At 47.6% G+C, this 21,344-nt stretch carries 21 protein-coding genes, 2 tRNA genes, 1 other RNA gene and 1 pseudogene; 21 read left to right on the top strand and 4 right to left on the bottom strand.

Features of this window, described 5'->3' with window-relative positions; translation table 11 throughout:
• Positions 1-28 precede the first annotated feature (28 nt).
• From BLU12_RS02100 to ffs, 6 genes are all read left to right on the top strand, one after another.
• Positions 29-415 (top strand): (2Fe-2S)-binding protein, encoded by a 387-nt coding sequence (locus tag BLU12_RS02100; protein ID WP_091460220.1) that lies wholly within the window; start codon positions 29-31, stop codon positions 413-415.
• A gap of 127 nt (positions 416-542) precedes the next feature.
• The gene (locus BLU12_RS02095; protein WP_091460219.1) at positions 543-1,844 is read left to right on the top strand and encodes an acetamidase/formamidase family protein; all 1,302 of its coding nucleotides are present in this window, start codon (positions 543-545) and stop codon (positions 1,842-1,844) included.
• Positions 1,845-1,981: 137 nt separating this feature from the next.
• Positions 1,982-2,491 carry a nucleoside deaminase gene (locus tag BLU12_RS02090; protein ID WP_091460456.1) on the top strand — a complete coding sequence of 170 codons (510 nt, stop codon included), beginning with the start codon at positions 1,982-1,984 and terminating at the stop codon, positions 2,489-2,491.
• Positions 2,445-2,537: transfer RNA gene (locus BLU12_RS02085), tRNA-Ser, on the top strand. Before BLU12_RS02090 ends, BLU12_RS02085 begins: the two co-directional genes overlap by 47 nt.
• 53 nt (positions 2,538-2,590) lie before the next feature.
• Positions 2,591-2,683, top strand: a tRNA-Ser gene (locus BLU12_RS02080).
• A 33-nt stretch (positions 2,684-2,716) separates the two neighbouring features.
• Positions 2,717-2,816: signal recognition particle sRNA small type (gene ffs / locus BLU12_RS02075), an RNA gene on the top strand.
• Between the two features lie 26 nt (positions 2,817-2,842).
• Here the strand turns inward: ffs and BLU12_RS02070 are convergent.
• Positions 2,843-3,151, bottom strand: coding sequence for a metal-sensitive transcriptional regulator (locus BLU12_RS02070; protein ID WP_091460217.1), 309 nt, complete (start codon positions 3,149-3,151; stop codon positions 2,843-2,845).
• 204 nt (positions 3,152-3,355) lie between these two features.
• Between BLU12_RS02070 and rpsB the strand changes: the two genes are divergently transcribed.
• From rpsB to arcC, 5 genes are all read left to right on the top strand, one after another.
• Positions 3,356-4,204, top strand: coding sequence for a 30S ribosomal protein S2 (gene rpsB / locus BLU12_RS02065; RefSeq protein WP_091460216.1), 849 nt, complete (start codon positions 3,356-3,358; stop codon positions 4,202-4,204).
• Between the two features lie 3 nt (positions 4,205-4,207).
• Positions 4,208-4,801: a translation elongation factor Ts gene (gene tsf / locus BLU12_RS02060; RefSeq protein WP_091460214.1), complete on the top strand. Its 594-nt coding sequence runs from the start codon at positions 4,208-4,210 to the stop codon at positions 4,799-4,801.
• Positions 4,802-4,877: 76 nt separating this feature from the next.
• On the top strand, positions 4,878-5,642 hold the full coding sequence (gene pyrH / locus BLU12_RS02055) for a UMP kinase (RefSeq protein ID WP_091460213.1): 765 nt from the start codon (positions 4,878-4,880) through the stop codon (positions 5,640-5,642).
• The gene (frr, locus tag BLU12_RS02050; RefSeq protein WP_091460211.1) at positions 5,629-6,195 is read left to right on the top strand and encodes a ribosome recycling factor; all 567 of its coding nucleotides are present in this window, start codon (positions 5,629-5,631) and stop codon (positions 6,193-6,195) included. The genes pyrH and frr overlap by 14 nt, the downstream gene beginning before the upstream one ends.
• Positions 6,196-6,375: 180 nt before the next feature.
• Complete coding sequence (arcC, locus tag BLU12_RS02045; RefSeq protein WP_091460210.1) at positions 6,376-7,347, top strand: carbamate kinase; 972 nt, start codon at positions 6,376-6,378, stop codon at positions 7,345-7,347.
• 85 nt (positions 7,348-7,432) lie between these two features.
• On the opposite strand, the gene BLU12_RS02040 is transcribed toward arcC, so the two are convergent.
• On the bottom strand, positions 7,433-8,626 hold the full coding sequence (locus tag BLU12_RS02040) for a pyridoxal phosphate-dependent aminotransferase (RefSeq protein ID WP_091460208.1): 1,194 nt from the start codon (positions 8,624-8,626) through the stop codon (positions 7,433-7,435).
• A 169-nt stretch (positions 8,627-8,795) separates the two neighbouring features.
• On the opposite strand from BLU12_RS02040, the gene hpf reads away from it, so the two are divergent.
• The 10 genes from hpf (at position 8,796) to BLU12_RS01990 (ending at position 19,171) form a co-directional block, all read left to right on the top strand.
• Complete coding sequence (gene hpf, locus BLU12_RS02035; protein ID WP_009200559.1) at positions 8,796-9,332, top strand: ribosome hibernation-promoting factor, HPF/YfiA family; 537 nt, start codon at positions 8,796-8,798, stop codon at positions 9,330-9,332.
• A 93-nt stretch (positions 9,333-9,425) separates the two neighbouring features.
• Entirely contained in the window at positions 9,426-9,788 is a 363-nt protein-coding gene (gene hypA, locus BLU12_RS02030; protein WP_009200560.1) for a hydrogenase maturation nickel metallochaperone HypA, read from the top strand.
• Complete coding sequence (hypB, locus tag BLU12_RS02025) at positions 9,772-10,431, top strand: hydrogenase nickel incorporation protein HypB (protein ID WP_091460206.1); 660 nt, start codon at positions 9,772-9,774, stop codon at positions 10,429-10,431. Before hypA ends, hypB begins: the two co-directional genes overlap by 17 nt.
• 1 nt (position 10,432) lies before the next feature.
• Entirely contained in the window at positions 10,433-12,421 is a 1,989-nt protein-coding gene (locus BLU12_RS02020; protein WP_091460205.1) for an ATP-dependent helicase, read from the top strand.
• Complete coding sequence (gene coaE / locus BLU12_RS02015; RefSeq protein WP_091460203.1) at positions 12,381-13,271, top strand: dephospho-CoA kinase; 891 nt, start codon at positions 12,381-12,383, stop codon at positions 13,269-13,271. The genes BLU12_RS02020 and coaE overlap by 41 nt, the downstream gene beginning before the upstream one ends.
• Entirely contained in the window at positions 13,268-15,898 is a 2,631-nt protein-coding gene (locus tag BLU12_RS02010) for a CBS domain-containing protein (RefSeq protein ID WP_091460201.1), read from the top strand. The genes coaE and BLU12_RS02010 overlap by 4 nt, the downstream gene beginning before the upstream one ends.
• 7 nt (positions 15,899-15,905) lie before the next feature.
• Positions 15,906-16,508 carry a site-2 protease family protein gene (locus BLU12_RS02005; RefSeq protein WP_091460200.1) on the top strand — a complete coding sequence of 201 codons (603 nt, stop codon included), beginning with the start codon at positions 15,906-15,908 and terminating at the stop codon, positions 16,506-16,508.
• A gap of 34 nt (positions 16,509-16,542) precedes the next feature.
• Positions 16,543-17,322 carry a 5'/3'-nucleotidase SurE gene (surE, locus tag BLU12_RS02000; protein ID WP_009200566.1) on the top strand — a complete coding sequence of 260 codons (780 nt, stop codon included), beginning with the start codon at positions 16,543-16,545 and terminating at the stop codon, positions 17,320-17,322.
• Between the two features lies 1 nt (position 17,323).
• Positions 17,324-17,728, top strand: coding sequence for an archease (locus tag BLU12_RS01995; RefSeq protein WP_091460198.1), 405 nt, complete (start codon positions 17,324-17,326; stop codon positions 17,726-17,728).
• Positions 17,729-17,743: 15 nt separating this feature from the next.
• Positions 17,744-19,171, top strand: coding sequence for an RtcB family protein (locus BLU12_RS01990; protein ID WP_091460196.1), 1,428 nt, complete (start codon positions 17,744-17,746; stop codon positions 19,169-19,171).
• A 55-nt stretch (positions 19,172-19,226) separates the two neighbouring features.
• Here BLU12_RS01990 and BLU12_RS01985 read toward each other — a convergent pair.
• Both BLU12_RS01985 and BLU12_RS01980 read right to left on the bottom strand, forming a co-directional pair.
• Positions 19,227-19,631 (bottom strand): annotated as a pseudogene (locus tag BLU12_RS01985) (pyridoxamine 5'-phosphate oxidase family protein); the annotation flags it as partial.
• Positions 19,632-19,705: 74 nt separating this feature from the next.
• On the bottom strand, positions 19,706-21,313 hold the full coding sequence (locus BLU12_RS01980; protein ID WP_091460195.1) for a gamma-glutamyltransferase family protein: 1,608 nt from the start codon (positions 21,311-21,313) through the stop codon (positions 19,706-19,708).
• Positions 21,314-21,344 lie beyond the last annotated feature (31 nt).

Genomic DNA, 21,344 nt, shown 5'->3' with positions numbered 1-21,344 from the left:
AAAATGCACATGAGTTTGGGGGAAGTACATGGTGAATATCGAAATCAAGATTAACGGAAAGATTAAGTGCATTGATGTAAACCCAAGGATGCGATTGATCGACCTTTTGAGAAATTTAGGACTGACGAGCGTAAAAGAAGGTTGCAGCGAAGGAGAATGTGGCACTTGTACGGTTTTGTTGGACGGAAAGGCAGTAACTTCCTGTACCGTTTTGGCCTTTCAAGTCGACGGGCACGAGGTTACGACTGTCGAAGGTTTGCAAACAAACGGAGAGTTAGATGTCATCCAGCAGGCATTTATTGAAAACGATGCAGTTCAATGTGGTTTCTGTACTCCCGGAATGATAATGGCTGTCAAGTCGCTGCTCAGCGAAAATCCTTGGTACTTTGGGCCCTCGCCCCCTTCTTGCCGATGAAGCCTGTCAGGTTTGCGAGAGTGCGGTTAAGGGAGGAATAAAGATTAGGTATTCCTAAAATTATTGCTTGTCTGTAACTAGGTTCGGATGATAAAATAATTAAAAAATAAGGAGGAGGTCGGGACAAATGGCGAATGCTATTGTTAATACTAAAGAAATGGTTTGGGTGTTAGATCCTAGCAAACCCTTTGCAGGACCTGTTAAAGATGGCGGCATAATTGTGGCCAGGGTTAGCCCTGGTTGTTGGGGTGCTATGATAACGCCGGATTATCCGAGCGGACACGAGGTTACGCGTCCCATTGAAGTTGAGGGAGCCGAAGTCGGTGATGCCATAATAATTAAAGTGAGAAAGATCAACGTGCTTTCTCTGGCCACAACATCGGGTACTGACGTTCCGCAGGAAGGGCACTTCGTTGGCGATCCTTTTGTGGCTAAGAAATGTCCCTCCTGCGGTACAGTAAATCCTGAGACATACGTAGAGGGAATTGGCGAGGATGCCATACGCTGTAAGAAGTGTAAAGCTCCTATTCACCCCTTCCTTTATGGCAATACATACACCATACTTATGGATGATGAAAGGGAGGTTGCGGTTACCGTTCCTCCTGAAGTGGCAAAAGAAATTGCCTGCGATGCGGCTCATTTCAGCGCCCTGCCACCCGAGTCGAGGCAATATTCTGCAAATATTATGGCAAGGGGCGATCTGCCCGGGCTAATAGCACCCCTCCGTCCAATGGTCGGAAATCTTGGCACATGCCCTGCTGTGGCAATGCCTTCATCTCACAACGCTGGCGACTTTGGAAGCTTTCTTGTCGGTGCTCCACACGAGTACGCCCTTACTGAGGAGCAGCTTAATATGCGCACCGATGGTCACATGGATATTAACGAAGTTGTGGAAGGTTCGGTCGTAATAGCTCCCGTTAAGGTGAAGGGAGGAGGTGTATACGTTGGGGATGTTCATGCCATGATGGGGGATGGCGAGATTGCTGGCCATACTACTGATGTAACGGCTGAAGTGGTATTGGAAGTCAAGGTGATAAAGGGACTTTCCTTGGAGGGTCCTATTGTTTTGCCTAGAGCATGCGATCTCCCGGCGATCGTTTCGAAGCGAAGCGAGAGGGTTTTATGCAAAGCAAAACAGATCGCAAGCTTGTATGGCTTTGAACTGGAAAGCGAAGCGTTGCCTATTATGATAGTGGGTACCGGCAAGAACCTGAACGAAGCTTGCGATAACGGCCTTGAGAGGATGTCCTCTTTAACCGGCCTTTCCTTACCGGAGATCAAGAACAGATGTACCATTACAGGTCAAGTCGAGATTGGACGGCTTCCGGGAGTCGTTCAGGTATCTATGCTTGTCCCGCGGCAGATCCTGGAAAAACTGAACCTCTGGGATGTAGTTTCATCGCAATATGGAGATTGGTTTTGCGATTAAAGAACTGTCCCTTTCAACGTGCCTTAAAATCCAAATATGCAGCCGGACCGCTTTCGTCGAAGTTGACGATTCAAAAAGGTCGTGGTATCTTTCTATAGCGTCGCCGCTATGCTCGTGTTAGGAAGTGTGGCTGACAAATGCGGGATCGATCGATTCAAGAGAAGTTTATGAGGATTGCCCTCCAGGAGGCCAAAAGAGCTTTCGACGAGGGAGAGGTTCCCGTAGGGGCTTTGATAGAGCTGGATGGCGCAATAGTTGCAAGGGGCCATAATACCAGGGAACGCGATGGTGATCCTACAGCGCACGCGGAGATCGTGGCTATTAAAGAAGCGGCCGGCATTTTGTCCAAGGGAGATTTGAGCAAATGCAATTTATATGTGACCCTGGAGCCATGCTTGATGTGTGCAGGCGCAGCTTTACAGGCCAGAATAAAGAAGGTCTTTTTTGGCGCTAGAGATCCAAGAGCCGGAGCCTGTAGATCGCTGTATAGAGTACTTGAAGACAAAAGGCTCCCGTGGCGGTGCGAGGTAGAAGGCGGCATACTTGCAGCCGATTGCAAGAAAATATTAGATAATTTTTTCTTGATGTTGCGAAACAGGAGGAGAGATGGCCGAGCGGTCGAAGGCGGTCGACTCGAAATCGACTAGGCGGTGATGAGCCGCCTCGTGGGTTCAAATCCCACTCTCTCCGCCATTTTATAAACAGTTCACGGAATATGTGATATAATCGCGATGTCCGAATCGAGTGGAGAGGTGGCCGAGGGGTCGAAGGCGCTCGCCTGGAGAGCGAGTAAGCGGCAAAAAACCGCTTCGTGGGTTCAAATCCCACCCTCTCCGCCATAATTTGTCAGGGAAGGTTGCGGTCCTCCGCAAAATTCAGTTCCATGCGGCGGTGTCCTGCGAACCCCGCCAGGCCCGGAAGGGAGCAACGGTAAGCAGTGAACATCGGGCGCCATGGATAAGCTGGGTTTTGTAGGAGGGCCGCTTGTCTTTGACTGGTTAGGAATTGGTTGACGGGGCCAAGTTTATGAGTGCGCTGACAAGCTTTTCTAATTCCTCGATATTTTTATCTGTGTTCGCGCTTTCTCTAATACACTTGTACATATTCTTCTTTATAATCTCGACGCAAGCCTGCTGCATCGCGTTTCTCGCAGCAGATAATTGTGTCAATACCTCCACGCACGGTTTTTCTTCGATGATCATTCGCTGGATTTCCCGTAACTGTCCTTCTATTCTCCGGAGCCTGTTTATAATTGCCTTGCGTTCCTCCGGAAGGTCGTCGATGTGTTCGGTTAGCTTTTTTGCCATGACAAATCCTCCTTTGCTGTGCTACATTCGTAAAAATACCCTCTTGTACGTATTTTAACATATCTGGCGCTTGAAGGCCAAATGCCTTATATGCTATACTCGCCTGTGGCTTATAAAGCACATAGCTGGACGACGTCGGTGGTGCCATTTTGGTTCCGGCTCGGTCGAAGGCTATGGAAGATCAAAACCATGGGAGGGATTAGCTTGTCAGTAGTTTCAATGAAGCAACTTTTGGAATGCGGAGTTCACTTCGGGCATCAGACTCGAAGATGGGATCCGAAGATGAAGCCCTACATCTTTGCAGAGCGCAACGGCATATACATTATAGATCTGCAAAAGACCGTTAGGGCTATTGAAAGAGCCTACGATTTTCTCAGAGAGGTCTCCAAAGGCGGAGGCACGGTGCTTTTTGTGGGCACCAAACGTCAGGCACAGGATACAATTAAAGAGGAAGCGGAACGTTGCGGCCAGTTCTACATCAATCAAAGATGGCTGGGTGGACTTCTGACCAATTTCTCTACCTTATCCAAACGAGTAAGGCGCATGATCGAACTTCAGGAGATGGAAGAAAAGGGAGAATTCCAAAAATATCCTAAGAAAGAAGTTATTAAACTTCGCAAGGAAAAGGAGCGCCTTGAAAAATATCTGGGCGGAATTAGGAATATGAGGGATTTGCCGGACGCTTTATTCGTGATCGACCCTCGTAGGGAATATATTGCCGTAGCCGAAGCGAGGAAACTCTACATTCCCATAATATCCGTAGTAGACACAAACTGCGATCCTACCCTGATCGATTTTCCCATACCGGGAAATGACGATGCCATCCGTGCTATCAGATTGATTACTTCATTGATGGCCGATGCTGTGATAGAGGGACGTCAGGGCGTAGATAGCATGGGTGGACAAAAGGAAGCGGAACTGGAGGGCTCCGAAGAGGGCGAGTCGTCGGATGAGATCGAGGTCAGGGAAAAGTTGCACGAAGTATACGGAGAATTTGAAGAAGAATTGGTCGAAGAGGAGCTCGAAGAGCGAAAAGGTTGGAAGGAGGAATAAGAAATGGCTGTTGATACAACACTTGTCAAAGAGCTAAGGGAGCGCACAGGTGCCGGCGTCCTTGATTGTAAAAAAGCCCTGGAAGAATGCAATGGAGATGTAGAGAAGGCTATAGATTATTTGCGCGAGAAGGGAATTGCCAAGGCAGCGAAAAAAGCGGGAAGGGCTGCCACCGAGGGGCTTATATTCAGCTACATACACATGACCGGTAAAATTGGTACCTTGCTTGAGCTGAATTGCGAGACCGACTTCGTCGCCAGGACCGATGAATTTCAGACCTTGGGCAAAGAGATAGCGATGCATATAGCTGCTGCGGCGCCTTCGTATGTCTCGCCCGAGGATGTCCCTGCCGAGGATTTGGAGCGAGAAAAGGAGATCTACCGTAAACAGGCCCTGGAAGAGGGTAAGCCTCAGCACATAGTAGAAAAGATAGCCGAGGGGCGCGTTCAGAAATTTTACGAGACTGCCTGTCTGCTCGAACAGGCTTGGATCAGGGATCCCGATAAAAAGATAAAGGATATCATTACGGAAGCAATAGCGAAATTGGGTGAAAATATTGTTGTAAGAAGGTTCGCCCGATTCGCGATAAAAGATTAGTTAGGCGAGTATAGTGAGGGGTTGGGATTTCCTGACCCCTCTTTAATTTAAAAAATGAAGTTCGAACGCTGGAGGATTGATTAGCTTGGAAGACGGTAATTTTAGATACAAGCGCGTATTGCTAAAGTTATCCGGCGAAGTGTTGGCCGGGGATAAGCCCTTTGGTATCGATTTTGATGCCGTCTCTAAAATTTGCAAAGAAATACTGGAAGTTGCTCAACAGGGGGTTCAAATTGCGATGGTGGTGGGCGGCGGAAACATACTCCGCGGCACTCAGGCTGTCGCAATGGGGATGGACAGGCCGCAGGCCGACTATATGGGCATGTTAGCTACAGTTATAAATGCCCTTGCACTTCAGGACAATTTGGAGCGTCTGGGCTTGCCCACGAGGGTTCAAACTGCTGTTGTAATGCAGGAGATTGCAGAGCCTTTCATTCGAAGACGGGCATTAAGACACCTGGAGAAGGGGCGAGTTGTGATTTTCGCTGCCGGGACGGGATCCCCCTATTTTTCCACCGACACAGCCGCCTCCCTTCGAGCGGCGGAGATAGGAGCAGATTGTCTGCTAAAAGCTACAAAGGTCGACGGAATATACGATAAAGATCCTATGAAATTCGAAGATGCGAAAAAACTCAACTTTGTCACATACCTTGAGGCATTGAGCAAACAGCTGAAGGTCATGGACGCTACGGCCTTTTCGCTTTGCATGGAAAATTCAATCCCCATAATAGTTTTTGATATACTTCAAGAGAGAAACCTAAAAAGGCTATTGATAGACGGAGAGCCAATAGGGACTTTAGTATCGACAAAAAGGGGGAGTAGCGGTTATGGTTGTGGATAAAAAGGCAATTTTAAAAGATATGAGGGAATCTATGAAAAAAGCCGTAGAGCATTTTAAGGCAGAGATGACGGGCATCAGGGCGGGGAGAGCCCATCCGGCGCTGGTAGAAAATATCAAAGTCGATTACTACGGAGCTCAAACGCCGATAAAACAGATGGGAACGATCTCTATCCCTGAACCGCGCCAGATTTTAATTTCCCTTTGGGATAAAACTGCCATCAAAGCCGTCGAAAAGGCTATTCAGGCTTCGCAATTGGGCGTCATGCCCCAGGTCGACGGCGAAAATATACGAATCACTCTGCCGGAACTGACTAAAGAAAGAAGAGTCGAACTGTCGCGATTGGTCAAAAAATATGCAGAAGATGCCAGGGTAGCCATAAGAAACATAAGACGCGACGTGCTGGATGAATTAAAAAAGCAGGAAAAGGACAGCGAAATCAGCGAAGACGAATTAAGGCGATTGCAGGATGAGATACAGGAAATCACAAATGAGTACATCGAAATGGTAAATAAGGCATTGGAAGAGAAAGAAAAGGAAATTTTAGAGGGCTAATCACATTATTTGTCATTCCCAATGTGCAAACTGCTAAAAAACTAATATGAGCGGATATAACCCTATCGCTCATATTAGTTTATTTTTTTTTAAATGACCGATGGACAAAAACCCCAGAGGGAGTATAATGTTTGCATCCTATCTTGACAATATTTAAAACCATTGGGCAATGGAGGGTTCATGATGGCAGAAAAAGTGGTAGTCGCCTTAGGGGGAAACGCAATTCTCCAGAGCGGGCAAAAAGGCACCTTTGAAGAACAGATGGAAAACGTCATGGCAACGGCAAGGCAGATAGTGAGGATGCTGGAAGCTGGATATGAAGTCGTTGTCACCCACGGGAACGGGCCACAAGTGGGGGCGATCCTGATACAGAATGAATTAGGAAGCAGTTTGGTACCGTCAATGCCAATGGATGTCTGTGGAGCCGAAAGCCAAGGTATGATTGGCTATATGTTGTGCCAGGCCCTAAGGAATTGCATGCTCGGGAAGAGCCTGAATGATTGGCAACCATGTTGTATGGTGACGCAGGTGGAAGTTGATCCCAACGATCCTGCCTTTGCTAAACCCACGAAGCCGGTAGGACCCTTCTACACAGCCGAAGAGGCCAAAAAGAGAATGAGCGGAAAAAACGAAATATGGATAGAAGATTCCGGAAGAGGATGGAGGCGCGTAGTCCCTTCCCCGGATCCTAAGAAAATTGTCGAAGGAGAGGTCATTAAACATCTCTCCGATGAGAGATATTTAGTGATAGCATGCGGTGGCGGCGGCATTCCCGTAATTAAAGACGAAGACGGCACTTACCGCGGCGTAGAGGCAGTCATCGACAAGGACCTTGCCGGAGAAAGGCTTGCCCAGGAGGTCGGAGCTGACATATTCATGATACTCACCGATGTTCCCAAAGTTGCCATAAATTACAAGAAGCCCGATGAGAAGTGGCTTGACGTTGTAACTCCCGAGGAGCTTAGGGCATACGAGGCAGAGGGGCACTTTAAGGCGGGAAGTATGGGGCCGAAGGTTAAGGCTGCCCTCCGATTCGTAGAAAACGGCGGCAAGAGAGCGATCATCGCAAAGCTCGATTCTGCTCTGGAAGCCCTTGAGGGCAAGACGGGTACGCAGGTGGTTCCCGTCAAGGAAAAAATATGCTGCCGGTAAAATAAATAACTTTAATATATAAATAAAGGCAGGGTTTTTATCCCTGCCTTTATTTATATATGGGACTATCGATAAAAAGCCTTGTCTACTTTAGGGCCTCAACCATTTCCTTGAAGCGCTTGATGCCTTCCTCTATTTCCTCCATGGAGTTGGCGTAGGAAAACCTGACGAAACCGGAAGTTAAAAAGGCGCTTCCTGGAACTATAGCTATGTATTTGTTTTCCAAAGCCAGCTCGCAAAACTTTATATCACTGTCAATCATCTTGCCCTCGTAGGTCTTGCCCAGGCAATTCCTTATATCTACAAAAACATAGAAGGCCCCCTTTGGCTCTACAAAGGATATGCCGGGTATTTCCTTCAGCAGTGAAATCATTTTTCTTCTTCTTTCGTCGAAGGCTCCGTGCATCCTCTTGACGTCCTCGTCTGCTCCCCTCAACGCTCCAACTGCAGCCCACTGGGCAATAGATGATGGATTTGAGGTGAGATGTCCCTGAAAATCTCCTATTTTTCCCATCGCCTCCTCCGGACCCAGGGCATAGCCGATCCTCCAGCCCGTCATGGCGAAGGCTTTGCTTGCTCCGTTTATTAAAATCGTACGATCGCGGAGTTCAGGTCTTAGGGAAACGATGTTTATGTGTTCCTGGCCGTCGTATACCAACCTCTCGTAAATTTCGTCGTAAATTATCCATAGATCATGTTTTATGGCGATATCGGCGATTTTCGAAAGCCCATCCTCGGGATAGACGACGCCCACCGGATTGGAGGGAGTATTGATCAACATGCCCTTCGTATTTGGCGTTATGCTTGCCTCTATGGCCGACGGATCCGGCAGGAAGCCTGACTTTGTTGTGTCTATGATCACAGGTTTGCCGTCGCATAACTTTATTTGTTCCACATAACTTACCCAAGCAGGGGCAAAGACCAAAACCTCGTCTCCCGGATCGACAAGGCACCCCAAAGTCTCGTAAATGAGCGGTTTTGCCCCTGAGCCAATGATCACTTCTTTGTTGAATTTATACTTGAGCCCGAAACGCCTTTCGTAATATTTGGCGACTTCTTCTTTCAGTTCGGGTATTCCCGTAGCCGGAGTGTAGTGAGTTTCTCCCCTGTCTATAGCATCCTTGGCTGCGTCTAAGGCTGCTTTTGGTGAAGTGAAGTCCGGTTCACCGGCACCGAATGATATGACAGGTTTTCCCTCGCGCTTCATCGCCTTTGCCTTTCCGCTTATAGCCAGTGTGGCAGAAGCCTCCATGTTCTTAGCCCGTGTCGAAAACTTCATTGAAGCATCCCTCCTGAAAATGCGTGCTTTTATGATATATTATAATGCATTAAAAGGAATAAAAATCAAATTATAATTAAGATAATATCCCTTTTAAAGCTCGAGGAAAAGACTCAGGCATGGTAGAATAGGTTTACCAATGTACCGGAAATGACGGGAGGCGATATTGATGGATATAAGGTTCGTCACGCGTAATGTTCAGATTTCGGACACGTCAAAAGAGTATATGGAGTCGAAACTGTCAAAGCTGGAAAAGTTCTTCGATCGTATACTCGATACTCAAGTCGTCGTTAGCTATACCAGAGGAATGCATGTCGTTGAGATCACCTCTAACGTCAATGGCGTTATAATGAGAGGAGAAGAGCATGCTCCCGATATGCGCAAAGCCTTTGATAAGGCTTTGAAGAACATCGAGCGACAGATTAAACGCCACAAATCTTACCTTCAAGACAGGGTGCAGATGAAAACCCATGACATCTCTTTTGGGATAGAATCTCTCGAAACGTATGCCGAAGATGAAGAGAAGATACTCTTCGAAAGAAGGAAGAGAGTTCCCGTTAAGGCGATGACCCCTGAAGAGGCGACATTGCAGATGAATTTGCTCGGACACGACTTTTTCGTCTTTAAGAACGCCGATACGGGATTAATCAACGTTGTTTACAAAAGGAAAAATGGAGGCTATGGCTTGATCGAGCCCGAAGCTTAAAATGAAGTTGAAACACACCCTTCGAGTTTAGACCAAAAGGGGCGATCAGCCCCTTTAATTTTGGTATAAAATCAGATCTGTAGGTGTTGTCATATGCATGAAATGTCGATTGTAGAGGCGTTGATGGAGCAGATAATCAAGATGTCGCAAGATGAGGATTGGGAGGCCGTCACACGAATACGCCTTAAAGTCGGAGCTATGCGCCAGATTGTGCCGGATATACTGAAGTTTTGCTTCGATGTGGCGTCAAAGGGCACCATAATGGAAAATGCCCTTTTGGAAATTGATGAAATACCTTTGCTGATCAAATGCGACGAATGCGGTTATCTTTGGAGCGATAGAGAATTTTTGGGCATGTGTCCAAAATGCTCCTCCATAAATGTTAACCTTTTAAATGGAATGGAGCTGGAATTGACGAACCTGGAGGTGGAAATGAAACATGCCAAGACTTGTTAACGTTAAGAAATCCGTCATGGCAGCTGACGAGGAGCATGCTTCTTATATAAGAAGCATGATGAAACAGAAGGGCGTATTGATGATTAATATGATAGGCTCACCCGGGTCGGGCAAGACGACGTTGCTAGAGAAGTTATTGCCCAAACTGAATTTGAGATGCGCAGTTATCGAAGGCGATGTCGCTACTTCCAGGGATGCTGAGCGCATAGCGGTCACCGGAACGCCGGTCGTGCAGATAAACACACAGGGAGGATGTCATCTGGAAGCCAATTTGGTAAGAAAGGCCCTGCGGGATATTCCCATAGATGACATTGACGTACTCTTTGTGGAGAACGTTGGCAATCTGGTTTGTCCTGCGGAGTTCGATCTCGGAGAGACCTTCAAGATGGCCATTTCAAGCGTCCCTGAGGGTGACGATAAACCACTTAAATATCCCTCGCTTTTTCATCAGGCTAGGGCAGTGCTTCTGACAAAGGTGGATGTATTGCCCTACATAAAATTCGACCGGTCTGCCTTTTGGCGGGACGTGCAAAAGTTGAACCCCAGTGCCGATAAATTCGAGCTTGCGGTCATTGAGGGGAAAGGATTGGACGATTTGATCGGATCTATCGAGGATTGGTTAAAAGATATAAGGGGAAATTAAGTTGCAGACTGAACAACTTCTTTCCCAATTGAACCCAAGACAGAGGGAGGCTGTTTTATATACGAAAGGCCCTCTTTTGGTTTTAGCTGGCGCCGGAAGTGGAAAGACCAGAGTGTTGACCTATAAATTCGCCTATCTGGTCGCCAGCGGCCTGGCTCAACCTTGGCAGATCCTTGCCGTTACCTTTACCAACAAGGCGGCAAGGGAAATGAAAGAAAGGGTATGGGCTCTGTTGGGGTCGGATATTAATAATTTGCACATTTCGACTTTTCATTCCTATGGTGTTGAGTTCCTCTACAGATATACAAAAGAAGTCGGGGAAGCGGGTATAAGGGTTCCCTTTAGCGTATTCGACAGAGGAGACTCGCAAAAGCTCGTGGAAAGGCTTATGAAGGATTTTAACATCGATAAAAAACGCTTTGACGCATCTTTTTTGATGAACATGATCTCCAAAGCGAAGGCAAGCGCCGATCCCAAGACTCTTTCGCCCAATGCGACACTGGAGGCAAGATGGCGTGAATTTTACGATGCCTATAACAAAGAGCTCAAAAGGCAGGGAGCGCTCGATTTCGATGACTTACTTCTTCTTCCTCTTCACTTGCTTACTACTAACAAAAACGTTCTACTAAAAGAACGTGCCAGATTTAAATGGGTGCTGGTCGATGAATATCAAGACGTAAATACGCCACAGTATAAACTTATCGAACTACTGGCCAAATCGGGCAACATCATGGTCGTAGGGGATCCGGACCAGTCCATTTACGGATGGCGAGGAGCCGATATGTCCATAATAATGAATTTTGAACGTGATTTCCCAGGGGCCAAAGTCATCACCCTCGATCAGAACTACCGCTCGACGGGCATGATTTTGGACGCCGCAAACGCCGTAATAAAAAACAATATCGAAAGAAGGCCGAAGGACCTTTGGACGGCCAATCAACAGGGAACACCCATAACAGTATACCTGGCAAATACCGATCGCATGGAGGCTCAATTCATTGCCGACGAAATAAGAAAGCTATGTCGTTCCGGCTATTCTTTTGACGACATCGCCGTTCTTTATAGAATCAATGCAATGAGCAGAAGCTACGAGCAGGATCTTATGAATAGAGGAATTCCCTATAAAATAGTTAAGGGAGTATCTTTCTATGAAAGAAAAGAAGTAAAGGATGTATTGTCTTTCATGAGGCTTGCGGTTAATCCCTGGGACGCGGCAGCGCTGCACAGGATCGGAAACGTCCCCTCCAGAGGGCTTGGAGCAAAGAGTTTAGAGGCTTTCGAGAAATCGATAGCAAGCATCTCTTCAGGCCATGAGGATCCCCTCCCTTTGTGGGAGGAAGTTCACAGTTCCGATGTTTTGCCCCTAAAGGGCAAGGCAAAAGCCGGCGCCAGAGAGCTGGCCGGACACATGATCCAAATTTTGTCCCGTTCGGGTGACGTAGCAGACGTTATCAGCTATATCATGGAGGAAATGGGGTACGGGCTCTTTTTGAGAGAGCAATATCCTGAAGATTGGGAGTCCAGGTCAGAAAATATTTACGAGTTGCTATCGGTAAACGTCGAAGGAGGCGATCTGGCCAAATTTCTTTCAATTATCGCCCTTTATTCCGATGCAGACGTCGACGAGACTTCCGGAAGCAGGGTCAATCTCCTCACTCTACATGCTGCAAAGGGCTTGGAGTTTCCCGTCGTCTTTCTTGTCGGAATGGAAGAAAATATTTTCCCCCACTCCAGGGCGAAGATGAGCGATTCTGAGCTCGAAGAGGAGAGGAGATTGTGTTACGTTGGAATGACTCGCGCCATGGAAAAACTTTATCTGACTGGTGCGCAAAGGAGGATGTTGTTCGGAAACTTGCAGTACAATGCCTTCTCGAGGTTCTTGGAGGAAATACCGGATAGAAACAAGGTGGTTTACGATTTGACTTTAGAAGAAGAAGAGGTGCCGATAAATGTTGGTCGTAGGTCTAACAGGAGACATTGGGGCTGGTAAAAGCACAGTTTGCAGCCTCCTTCAGAGAATGGGAGCTGAGATAGTGGAGGCTGATCGAATTGTAAGACAGATATGGACAAAGCCAGAAATTATAGAGCAAGCATGCAATCGCTGGGGAAAGGAAATATTGGATGAGGAGGGTCGCGTTTTACCCAATGTCATTGCATCCAAGGCCTTCTTGAACGACAGTGAGTACAAGTGGCTTTGCGACCTCATTCATCCTCTGGTCATGGCTGAAATGGAAAGGGAGCTCGTAGGTGGCGAGGGACTCAAGGTTTTTGAGATACCTCTGTTATTTGAAGTCGGTAGGCCCGACTGGATCGATTTCGTCATATACGTTACGGCGCCCAAGGAGTTGCGCGCTAGAAGAAACGCCGCGAGAGGTTTGGACGAAGAGACCCTAGCCCTGAGGGAGAGGTGGCTTTTGCCCGCCGATGAAAAGAAGAAGAGATCAGATTGGGTAATAGAAAACGAAGGAGATCTCAAAACATTGAGGGCAAAGGTCGAAGACTTGGGAGAGCTTCTTTTGAACCTCGCTTATCCCATTCTGGTTTCCCTTACGTGCGGAAGCGAAAGCGAGGCCGAAGAGATCGCAAGGGCGTGTATCGACAGGAAGCTTGCTGCTTGCGTCAACATCTGCCCCGTAAAGAGCATCTATGTGTGGCAGGGAAAGTTGGAGCAGGAGGGCGAATGGGAGTTGAAGTTTAAATCCCTACAATGCAAATTACATGCCCTGAAAAATACTATCCTCGAAAAACATAGCTACGAGACTCCCGTAATATTAGTTCATCCTTTGAAGTGGATGAACGGCACGGCTTTACTATGGCTTAGGGAGGTTTTGGATATTTGAAGGTAATCACCACTCACATCGGAGCGGACTTCGATTCTCTAGCCAGCATGATAGCTGCTACGAAGCTGTATCCCGGTGCGGTTCCCTGCTTTTCAGGTTCTGCGTCGAGGAACGTAAGAGATTTTTTGAAACGCTATCAAAGCAGATACAAAGTCTTAACTCCCAGAAAGGTCAATATGGACGAAGTAACGACGTTGATCGTCGTAGACACACGCTCGGTGTCCCGCATAGGACCCTTTGCCTCTCTCGTAGGAAAAAAGGATGTTATCATTCACGTCTACGATCATCACCCTGGTGATGTGTTGGATGAGCTTCCAGCTTCCTTTGCCAGGACGGAAACTCTTGGCGCCTGTACAACTTTGCTCGTGGAGATCCTTTTAGAGCGCGGCATTACCATACTTCCTCAAGAGGCTACACTTTATGCTATGGGGATATATGAAGATTCAGGGGCGCTTACCTTCGGAGGTACATGCAGAAAGGATTTCGAGATCATCGCCACCCTTCGCGAACTGGGAGCCGACATGACGCAAATTCCCATATTCGTGGAGCAGTCCTTAAACTCTGCAGAAAAACATTTATTGAGCGAACTCATAGACAATTCTTGGGAAAGATATATAAACGGGGCAAAAGTGGTCTTATCTGCTTTAAATTCATCTCAATATGTTGAAGGGCTTTCTTTGTTCGTTCATCGACTGCGCGACTATTTCGATGCCGATGTGGCCATAGCTGTAGTTTCAATGGGTCAAAGAACATATATAGTAGCACGAAGCAGAGAAGAAGTATTAAACGTGGCCGACTTTTTGGTGAGATGGGGAGGAGGAGGACATCCTCAAGCTGCGTCGGTGACGCTCACGTGCAGAGATCCCTTTGTCCTCGTCGAGGAAATCGAAAGGCGGTTGGCCGACGAGATAAGGCCCCTGTTAACTGTGGCTAAGGTGATGACCAGTCCGGTAATGGCTATCAACCCAGACCTTCAAGTTGACGAAGCCTATAAGCTCATGATTCGTTATGGTCATTCGGGAATGCCCATCGTTCGAGATGGAAATCTTGTTGGAATAATAACGCGAAAAGACCTGGACAAAGCTCACCTTCACGGATTTGGGACCGTCGAAGTGAGAGAATTCATGACCGAAGGTGTCATTACCGTTCATCCGGGAGCATCCATTTCTGAAGCCCACAGATTGATGGTCTTTCATAATATAGGACGTTTGCCCGTAAAAGAAAACGGATCGCTCGTTGGTATCGTAACGAGGACGGATATGCTCCGAGCACTTTATCCCGTTTCCGTTCCCGCCGAAGAAAAGTCTTTAGGGTCGGCATTGCCCTGGACAGAGGACGTTTCGGAGTTGATGGCTCAGAGGCTTTCGCCATGGATCACTCAGACTTTGCGAAGGTTGGGTCGGCGAGCCGAGGAAATGTCGCTCAAAGCATATATCGTAGGTGGCTTCGTGAGGGATTTGCTGCTTGGCAAGGAAAACCAAGATTTGGACATAGTTATAGAAGGGGACGCCCTTTCTTTTATCAAGTCATGGGAAGCAGACGGATGCAGAGTGGCGGTGCATGAGCGATACAGAACAGGCACAATAGTGTTTCCCGGAGGCAGAAAGATAGATGTAGCCACTGCTCGCAGGGAGTTTTACGAATATCCCGTTGCTTTGCCCAAGGTCGTCGGCGATAGCTTGAAACACGACCTGTACAGGAGGGATTTTACTGTCAATTCAATGGCAATATCCATCAACGGAACATCATGGGGGACTCTTATAGACTATTTCGGAGGAAGACGCGATCTTCAAAAAAGACAGTTGCGCGTATTGCATAATTTAAGTTTTGTGGAAGACCCAACGCGTGTTTTAAGGGGTTTGAGATTGAAGCACAGGCTGGGTTTCGAATTTGAAGACAACACCGTCAGGCTGATCAGAAGCGCCATTAAAGGAGGTTTATTGGCTCTCCTTTCCGGAACAAGGGTTAAAAACGAGCTAAAGTTGATTTTTCTGGAAGAAAGAGCATATCCCATCGTCCTTGAGATGGTCCATCTTGGGATCTTTGAAGCATTATTTCCTGGAATTAAGATCGATCGCAATTGTCTGCGGGTTATTCGAAGGTTATCCTTCTTTTTGAGGCGAATCCACTACGATTTGCCCGACATGGGCGATAAGGTGTGGTTGGCATTTTTGGCGGCGGTGCTTTTTTCCTCTGCGGAATGGGTACAGGAAGCTACGCTCGATAAACTGCACCTGTCCAAACCAGACAGAGAGGCCGTCGAAAGGGCTTTAAACGATCTAGGAACTGCCGAAAATGCTGTGGGAGGGCGGGGTATAAGAAGCCATGAGGAAATTTACTTTTTCCTGGAGGACGTTCCATACGTTACGGCGTTGTTTTGGGCTGCCGCGACGGAGCGGTGGCGAGTCAGGAGAAGGATATTGCTCTTTTTGACTAGACTTCATCGGATACACCCTATACTTATGGGAAGAGATTTGATAGAGTTAGGTTACCCGAAAGGGGCCTTAATTGGAAAGATTTTAGACGAACTTTTGAGGGCCCGTCTTCGTGGCGAGGTAGAAACCAGAGAAGATGAAATAAGATGGATTAAAAAGCATTACCCTTTGTACGTTTTAAAGAAAGGATAGGGATGTGATGGGTTTTCCAAATTGGGTAGATCTTATTTTGAGTTTGCCTGCAGTTTTGTGGGCTATTACTTTTCATGAATATTGTCATGGTTATGTGGCCTATAGATTGGGGGATGACACTGCCTTGCGATCGGGGCGTCTTACGTTAAACCCCATGGCGCATCTGGACCCCATAGGGGCTTTGATGCTGCTCATATTTCGTTTCGGATGGGCGAAGCCTGTACCTATAAGCACGAGAAACTTCAGTAATCCCAGGAGGGATTTGGTTCTAGTATCGCTTGCGGGTGCTGTCGGCAATTTGATCACGGCTGTGGTTTGTGCGCTTTTGGTAAGGATATTTCCCGCTATATTTTTATCAAATATCGCCCTTTCGAGGTTCATACTGCTTATGATTATGATAAATGTGGGTTTGGCGGTGTTCAATTTGCTTCCAATTCCCCCTCTCGATGGCTCGAGGATACTTTATGTCCTTTTGCCTCCAAAGGCTATGAACGTATATTTCTACCTTGAGCGATATGGTATTTTTTTGATTCTGATTCTTGTGATGCTTGGAGTTGTCCAGGCAGTAATGGCGCCTGTGACCATGGCGATATTTAGAATAATGCTGTGATGAAGGCAAAAAATAATCTGCAGAGAGGTCAAATATGAGAATATTAGTCACAAACGATGACGGAGTTCTGTCGCCCGGGATAATTGCCCTGGCAACACATTTAAAAGGTGCGGGTCATGAAGTCATCGTGGTCGCCCCTGAAAGACAACACAGCAGTGTAGGTCACGCTATAACTTTGCATCGTCCTTTAAGGCTATGGCAGATAGGCAACGGTCCCTATCCAGAGGGAGTCGCGGTTTACGCCTGCAACGGGACTCCATCGGACAGCGTAGTATTGGGGCTTGAAGAGCTCGACCCTTCGGTTGAGATTGTGTGTTCAGGGATAAATATTGGCCCCAACCTCGGCGATGACCTGACCTATTCCGGAACAGTATCGGCGGCAATGGAGGGTGTTGTGCTGGGGCGTCCTTCGGTCGCTTTTTCGCTGGATTGCGATGATGAAGCGGGTGCTCATTTTAACACTGCGGGCATCATCGCAGCTAAGATAATGGGATGGCTTAAGAATCATCCCCTTGATAAAGGGTTGCTTTTAAACGTAAACATACCGGACGTGGAAATAAATCATATCTCCGGCATAAAAGTCACAAAAAAGGGTTTGAGGATATACGAAGGAAAGGTAAGTAAACTGCGAGATCCCCACGGCAGGATATACTATTGGATAGCGGGCAAACCAACGGATCAGCTGATAGAAGGAACTGACGTTTGGGCCGTAGCCAACGGCTACGTCTCCGTAACGCCCGTTCATTTGGATATGACGCACTATCCTTCCCTCATGAAATTGAAAAGCGACGGACTCGAGGAGGTTTCATTATAAAGTGCCTTGGGTGGAGCTGCCTCATACGGCAGACGCCGGTCTGGAAATAACCGCCTCTTCCGTTGAAGACCTGGTCACAGAAGCGGCACGGGCGTTTTATGCATTCATGTTTGGCGAGGTTTCTTTAGTGAGGTCTGTTGAAGAACACACCGTTGAATTGGAATGTATGGATTTGCTGGAGCTTTTCGTTTCCTGGTTAAACGAGCTTTTGTATATTTATGATACAAAGGAGAAGGTGTTTTCTCCCGAAACAATCGAAGTTGACCCAAAAAGAGCCCGCCTGCTCGCAAAAGGTAACCTGCATATCGCGCCAAGCCCCGCAAGAGCTGTCAAGGCTGTGACTTACGGCGGTGCGGAAATTTCGGAAGGCCCGCCATGGAGGTTAAGGGTATATATTGACCTGTAAAGGAGGTGAATTCCCGTGGCGTTAAAGCAAATAGATCCTGTCAGGTGGGTGTTGGAAAGGGACTTCAAGATCGGAATGAAGGTAACCGGTTTGATATATGGAGATTCCTACATAATTCAAAACCTTGAAAAGGAGGGCGCTCTGACTCAAATAGCCAATGTCGCATGTCTACCCGGCATTTTAAAGCACAGCTTCGCTATGCCCGACGTTCACTGGGGATATGGCTTTCCCATCGGTGGAGTTGCTGCCTTTTCATTGAATGAAGGAATCATATCTCCCGGGGGAGTTGGCTACGACATATCCTGCGGCGTGAGGGTTATGTTGACATTTATCGAGGAGAAAGAAGTGGCATCCTGCATAGATGAGTTAACGGCTGCACTGTTTTCCAGGGTACCCAGCGGAGTGGGATCAAAAGGGGCTTTGAAGATCAGCGAAACAGAGCTTCTTTCGGTGCTTGCCAAAGGCGCACTTTGGGCAGTTAAGAAGGGCTACGGAAGGAGCGAAGACCTCGAATGCATTGAAGAAAGAGGCACCTTGCCCCATGCAAACCCAGATGCAGTCTCCAAAAAGGCCATTGAAAGGGGCAAGCCTCAGCTTGGCACTTTGGGAAGCGGGAACCACTTTCTGGAAATACAGGTTATAGATGAAATTTACGATGAAAACGTAGCCAGGCAATTTGGCTTAAACCCGGGACAAGTAACCGTGATGATCCATTGCGGAAGCCGCGGATTGGGGCACCAAGTTTGCGATGACTACATAAAAGTGATGCTTAGAGCCATGAATAAATACGGCATAAGCGTTCCAGACAGACAGCTGTGTTGTGCCCCCTTGAAATCGGAGGAAGCGAAACAATACCTGGGAGCGATGCAGGCTGCCGCAAACTACGCTTTGGCCAACAGGGAGATAATAGGGCAACTGGTAAGGGAAGTATTTGGCGACTTTTTCCCTAAGTCCGATTTGAAACTTCTGTACGACGTAAGCCATAACATGGCCCATATCGAAAAACACGGTGTGGAGGGAAAGCAGGTCGATGTGTGTGTCCACAGGAAGGGAGCAACAAGGGCATTTCCTCCCGGTCATCCTTCATTGCCCGAAAGATATATACAGGTCGGTCAGCCAGTGATAATTCCCGGCAGTATGGGCACGGAAAGCTACATCCTTGTCGGGACCAAACGGGGGATGGAAGAGTGTTTTGCCTCGACGTGCCATGGCGCCGGAAGGGTTTTGAGCAGAAAGGCTGCCATGAAGTCCGAGAAGGCGGACACTATTTTGAAACGGTTGGAAGACAGAGGCATAAAAGTCATGGCCGAGACGATAGGAACTGTAAGGGAAGAAATACCCGAAGCCTACAAGGACGTTTCTCGCGTAGTCGATGTCGTAGAGAAAGCAGGAATTAGCAGAAAAGTCGCACGTTTGCGTCCGCTGGCCGTCATCAAGGGGTAAGCTAAGTTGCAAGGCCAAAAGCAATTGCTTTTAGCCTTGCAACTTTTTTGATGTTTTACCGAGGGCTGGGATTTTGCTTTCCGGTAATGTTATCTACCTTGATTTTCCATACTACCACACGGTCTAACATGGGCCTTGGAAGCTCGAAGGCCCCGTGGGTGAAGTGTTCAACGAAGATAGTCAGCGCCTTTCTTTTTTCGGTTTCGTCTTCGACGAATGAAACGATCCCTGAGCCTATCACGCTGCGATAATGTGTTGTCCAATCACATGGCCTTGATCCCTCGATAATTTTCCATTCAGGAACTACGCAAAATGAAACTCTAGGGTTTTCTCTGGCAATATCTACCTTTTTGCCTTCTAAGGCTGAGTGAAGGTAAAGAAAACCGTCTTTCCATGCATAATGCATCGGCACGACGTACGGTTCATTATTCCTACAAAGCGACAAAAAACAAACTTTCCCTTCTTCTAAAACTTACCCTATCCATTTTTGGTCCGTTATTTCGCGGTCCTTTCTCCTCATGGCGGTTCTCCTTTTTACCAGACAGCAATATGTCCGTCAGTTCGAGGTTCTGTGGCACAGCAGTAGGTGCCATGTTCCGTCTTCCAAATGATTTGCCCTCTTCCGAAGGGGTGATGTTCCAACTCTATTTTCACGTCGTGTCCCATTCGGGATAAGGCTGCTGCGACGTTTTCCGGCATCCCGTATTCTATAGATACCATGTTATCCTTGATCCACTGCCAGCGCGGTGCGTCCAGCGCCTCCTGGGGATTTAAATGAAAGTCAAGCAAGTTCGCTAATACTTGTACGTGAGCCTGGGGTTGCATGTAGCCCCCCATAATTCCGAAAGGCCCCACGGGCGAGCCGTCCTTTGTCAAAAATCCGGGAATTATCGTGTGATAGGGGCGTTTCCCCGGGGCTATGCAATTGGGGTGTTTTGGATCGAGCACGAAACAATGGCCCCTGTTATGCAAAGCGATTCCCGTTCCCGGTACTACCAGCCCCGATCCGAAGCCCATGTAGTTGCTCTGGATATAGGATACCATGTTGCCCTCTTCATCTGCCGTAGCCAGGTAAACCGTGTTGCTGTGAGGGGCGATACCTGATGTGTAGATCTTTGCGGTCTCTCCTATTTCGCTCCTTCTCTGACGGGCATAGTCTTCGGAAAGTAGCTTTAATAGGGGAATTTCGATGTGCCTTGGATCTCCAAGCAGGGACAGACCATCGGCGAAAGCTTGTTTCGTGGCCTCAATCTGAAGGTGATATGACCTCGGGTCCTCTTTATCTGTTAGATCGAAGCCTTTGAGGATGTTAAGCGCCACTAGTGCGACCAGTCCCTGTCCGTTAGGAGGCAGTTCCCAGACGTCGAAACCTTTGTAATTGATGTTCAGCGGATCTACCCATTCCGGTTCGAAGGACTCGAAGTCTTCCGCTTCGAAATATCCGCCTGTAGATTTCGAAAATTCCAGAATTTTTTCAGCAAGCTTACCCCTATAGAACGATTCTGCCTGAGTCTGTCCAATTTCCCGTAAGGTGTCGGCCATCGCCTCGCACTTCCAAAGCTCTCCAGGGATTGGGGCGCGTCCCTTTGGAGCAAACGTATCGAACCAATACTTGAATATTTCGTCTTTGGCGACCCTCTTGTACCACTCAAAACGCCTTCCCCAGTTTTCCGCAAGCTCAGGAGATATGGGGTAACCTTCGGAGGCATATTGAATGGCAGGCTTTAACACTTCACTCAAAGGCAATTTGCCGAAACGCCTTATCAGGGATGCCCATGCCGCTGGAATGCCGGGTACAGTCACGGGCGGCCAACCAACAGGAGGAATCTCTTTATATCCTTTGTCTTTCAGCGCCTCGATAGAGATGTTTTGAGGTGCAGGCCCGCTGGAATTTAGGCCGTATAATTTTCCCTTAACGTAGGCGATGCAGAAAGCATCTCCTCCTATGCCGTTAGAGGCAGGCTCAACGACGGTCAAACATGCAGCAGTGGCCACAGCCGCATCAATGGCGTTGCCGCCTTTCTTTAAAATTTCAAGTCCTGCCTCTGCAGCTAAAGGTTGTCCTGTTGCTACAACTCCTTTTTTGGCGAAGACCAAATTTCTCCTCGAGGGGTAGCGATGGGAGTAGGTGTTAAAAGTCATTAATATTCACCTCTTTAGAATTTTTGTAGTA

The organism is Acetomicrobium thermoterrenum DSM 13490, from assembly GCF_900107215.1.
Lineage (GTDB): Bacteria > Synergistota > Synergistia > Synergistales > Acetomicrobiaceae > Acetomicrobium > Acetomicrobium thermoterrenum.
This window is presented reverse-complemented; position numbering and strand designations above follow the sequence as displayed.

Bases quoted from the DNA above. Each gene is read 5' to 3' on its own strand.
- BLU12_RS02100 (WP_091460220.1), top strand. From the start codon at position 29: ATGGTGAATATCGAAATCAAGATTAACGGAAAGATTAAGTGCATTGAT.
- BLU12_RS02095 (WP_091460219.1), top strand. From the start codon at position 543: ATGGCGAATGCTATTGTTAATACTAAAGAAATGGTTTGGGTGTTAGAT.
- BLU12_RS02090 (WP_091460456.1), top strand. From the start codon at position 1,982: ATGCGGGATCGATCGATTCAAGAGAAGTTTATGAGGATTGCCCTCCAG.
- BLU12_RS02070 (WP_091460217.1), bottom strand. From the start codon at position 3,151: ATGGCAAAAAAGCTAACCGAACACATCGACGACCTTCCGGAGGAACGC.
- tsf (WP_091460214.1), top strand. From the start codon at position 4,208: ATGGCTGTTGATACAACACTTGTCAAAGAGCTAAGGGAGCGCACAGGT.
- frr (WP_091460211.1), top strand. From the start codon at position 5,629: ATGGTTGTGGATAAAAAGGCAATTTTAAAAGATATGAGGGAATCTATG.
- arcC (WP_091460210.1), top strand. From the start codon at position 6,376: ATGATGGCAGAAAAAGTGGTAGTCGCCTTAGGGGGAAACGCAATTCTC.
- BLU12_RS02040 (WP_091460208.1), bottom strand. From the start codon at position 8,626: ATGAAGTTTTCGACACGGGCTAAGAACATGGAGGCTTCTGCCACACTG.
- hpf (WP_009200559.1), top strand. From the start codon at position 8,796: ATGGATATAAGGTTCGTCACGCGTAATGTTCAGATTTCGGACACGTCA.
- hypA (WP_009200560.1), top strand. From the start codon at position 9,426: ATGCATGAAATGTCGATTGTAGAGGCGTTGATGGAGCAGATAATCAAG.
- hypB (WP_091460206.1), top strand. From the start codon at position 9,772: ATGCCAAGACTTGTTAACGTTAAGAAATCCGTCATGGCAGCTGACGAG.
- coaE (WP_091460203.1), top strand. From the start codon at position 12,381: ATGTTGGTCGTAGGTCTAACAGGAGACATTGGGGCTGGTAAAAGCACA.
- BLU12_RS02005 (WP_091460200.1), top strand. From the start codon at position 15,906: ATGGGTTTTCCAAATTGGGTAGATCTTATTTTGAGTTTGCCTGCAGTT.
- surE (WP_009200566.1), top strand. From the start codon at position 16,543: ATGAGAATATTAGTCACAAACGATGACGGAGTTCTGTCGCCCGGGATA.
- BLU12_RS01980 (WP_091460195.1), bottom strand. From the start codon at position 21,313: ATGACTTTTAACACCTACTCCCATCGCTACCCCTCGAGGAGAAATTTG.